This window comes from Candidatus Eisenbacteria bacterium (genome assembly GCA_016867495.1).
Lineage (GTDB): Bacteria > Eisenbacteria > RBG-16-71-46 > CAIMUX01 > VGJL01 > VGJL01.
In genome coordinates, this window is the sequence record VGJL01000249.1 from 1 (window position 1) to 3,143 (window position 3,143).

Below are 3,143 nucleotides of genomic sequence, written 5' to 3' on the forward strand. Positions count from 1 at the left end.
TCCGGAGACCATCGTCGGGCATGAGTGGCCGCCGACCAGCACCTCAACCTGCTCGATCGTCTATTGGAATACCTGTTCCGGATGGATCTGGGCGTGGGCGAGCGCGCTCGTCGTATGGGGAGTCGTCTTCGACCTCCCGGCTGATTGTGGATCGCTCCCGGGAGAGGTCTGCGAGAACACCGGGTTCTGGTGGTATTGGCTGGATGCGATGCCGGGGTATGGGTACACCGTCGACTATAGACTGTACAACGCGGATGAGTCTCTCTGTCTTGTAGGTCCTCCGCTGAATAGCCTACCCGGCATCGAACCGTTGCCGCGCTGGAACTCGTACCCGGGACTGGGGCCTGTCGAGAGCGATTTCGCCGCGATAACCGTGAAGTACAACTGCTCATCGATCCCCAAGATCGTGACGGACAATGCGCACAGAAATAGCATGAGCGGATGTGCTCCGGTCCCCGAAGAGGTTCACAGCGTGATGTATGATCTCGGCATTGCATGTCCGGCGTTTCCGGTGCAGGACCGAATCGGCCCGTGCAACATCCTGATGGACGCCTCGTTCTCCTGCGAGGAGACGTCGATCGAGCCCGCATCGTGGGGCGCGATCAAGACGTTGTTTCGCTGACGGGGCTCCCGCATCCTTCCTTCGCGTCTCGACGGGGGGCACGGTGGGCGTCACGCTCCGCCTCCCGCTCCCGCCTGTGGACCTCGCGCAGATGCGCTCCACGGGGCGCGGGGGCCTCACGCGCAGGCTCCACACGCCTCCGCACGCTACGCCGAGCGCGGACGCCTGGGGAACGGGCGCACACGCGCAGCGGGCCGTCGGGCGCCTCTCCGCCTCGCGCTCCCGCCTGTGTCCCTCGCGCACACGCGCCGCGGGCCGTCGGGCGGTGATTCCACGCGCCTCCTCTCGCTCCCGCCTGTGGACCTCGCGCCCACGCGCGCAGGGGGCCGTCCGGGGCCGATACCACGCGCCGGGGGCGGACCTTGCGCGAAAACCGGGGGCGCCCTATGCGCGAAAACACGTGGTGACCATAAGGCGGTTATTGACACCACGCCTGCGGCAAGAAACTCAGGTTTCTGGGAGAGAAGCCCGGCTTTCCGAAGGACTCCGCAACTTCAACCGGGGCAACGCGGACGAGTTATTTTGAGGGACAGGAGCAAACTGTCGAAGATGAGTCAGAGTCTCGCGGGACACGGGTCGGCATCCGCTTCGCCTACAAGGCGGACGAGGTCTTCAGGAACGACAGCAGGACACCCAACCCTGTCTACCGCTTGCTACATCCCTGCCCCTCGGCGCCGACCGTACCACAGACAGAGGAAGAGAGGCACGGAGAGTCGGCACGCAAGGAGACATTGCCGTTCATGAGGTCACAGAACAGGGGATCGACCGAGACGTTTCCGGACACTCCTTCCTGGTCGGCGACGCAACCAGTCCAGTCCCCCCCTGTGTTTCCATAGAGGTCGCAGCACGTCAGGAGGGGATCAGAGACTCCCCCCCACCGTGTCTCACATCGGAACGCTGGGCCCGGTGCGTACTCATTCCTGGCCTTAGTGAAGGCAATGATGGTGCTTGCGAAGGTCGGGGAAGCATTCAGGCAATACACCGATTTTCCTGTGTTTCCCGCGAACGTACATGATTCAAAGCGGGCGTTGCCATCCTCAGAGCACACTACTCCATCCTCATTATCCAGGAAGACGCAGTATTCAAACAGCGGTTCGGATGCATATAGTGAGACGGCCGGTAGGTTCCGCAGAAACAAGCACCGCGTGAAGGTGGCGTTCCCGTTCACGTCGCAATCGATCCCTGACCCCAAGTTATCCAGGAACGAACAATCCACGAATGTCGGATTCGAGGCATGCCAGCAGTATGCTCCTCCGCCCCCCATGTCCGCGCGGTTCCCCCTGAAGACACACCCGACAATCATTGGGGAAGAGCCATTATAGCAGAGGATGCCGCCGCCGTGTCCACCGTCACCAGCTGCGGTATTCCCTTCGAAAACGCAATTGCGGATTGTCGGTGAAGAACGCTCGCACCGAATGGCAGCCCCCATGCCCTGGCGACCATAGAATCCGCTCACATATCCATTCCGGATCGTGACACCCTCAAGGACCGCAGAAGCGTCCTCCTCCGAAATGAAATCGAACCCGCGGTGTGTCGAATCCGGCGAGCCCATGCAATCAATGACACAGGCAGTCGGGTTTCGACTCAAAGAGCGCACGGTAACTCCCTTACCACGGTACGATATATCCCGATTGCCATCTCCAGTGAATATGGCATCCACAAGATTAACCGTGTCCCCGGGACTCGCGACGTCAATAGCCGCCTGGATTTGTGAGAAATCAGCCGGGTGGTTCGGGTCTACAACATAGGAATGCGGGCCCTCAGGGGTGTCGGTGGTGACGGTCACCGTACGGGTCGTGGTATCGGTGAGGCCCCCCGTGTCCTTGATCTCCAGCTTGATCGTCTTGGTGCCGGGGGTGGCATACAGGTGGCTCGCGGTCTTGGTCGTGGACCAAGGGGTGTCCCAGGTTCCGTTGTTCTCCCAGTCCCAGCGCACCTGGAGAACGGAGACCGCATCTTGTGCGTCTGATGAGCCAGAGGCGTTGACCTGGAAAGTGGTCGAGGTGGTTCCTGCCGAGGGCGAGGCTGTGAAGCTTGCTGTCGGGGCGGTGTTCTGCGATTCGGGGCCGGTTCCGTCGTCGCCGCCACAGGAGAGGGCAAGGAGGATCAGGGCGACGGCGAGGAGCGATGCGACGATCCATGCGGCGGTTCTCACGGCAAGCCTCCTTCGGGGCGTGGGTCCCCTATCAGTCTTAGGATCTGGCGAAAACGCGGCGCAGGAAAGATGCCCCTAGCGTACCACACGGGGTCGAGAGTTTCACGGGTGATTCGTGCGGACGCGAATCGCCAATGTTGGCAAGGGATTTCGGAGGACCCTGGGGGCATGCCCTCGCCCTGCTCCGCTCGCGTTTCGCCGGGAGGCACCGCGAGCCTCACGCATAGGCTCCACACGCCTCCGCGCGCGCCGCCTCGCGCTCCCGCCTGTGTCCCTCGCGCACACGCGCCGCGGGCCGTCGGGCGGTGATTCCACGCGCCTCCTCTCGCTCCCGCCTGTGGACCTCGCGCCCACGCGCGCAGGGGG

The 3,143-nt window shown here is 62.8% G+C and carries 1 protein-coding gene; it reads right to left on the reverse strand.

What is annotated here, in order from left to right; translation table 11 throughout:
• Positions 1-1,265 precede the first annotated feature (1,265 nt).
• Positions 1,266-2,777 carry a hypothetical protein gene (locus FJY88_12990; GenBank protein MBM3288245.1) on the reverse strand — a complete coding sequence of 504 codons (1,512 nt, stop codon included), beginning with the start codon at positions 2,775-2,777 and terminating at the stop codon, positions 1,266-1,268.
• Positions 2,778-3,143: the final 366 nt, after the last annotated feature.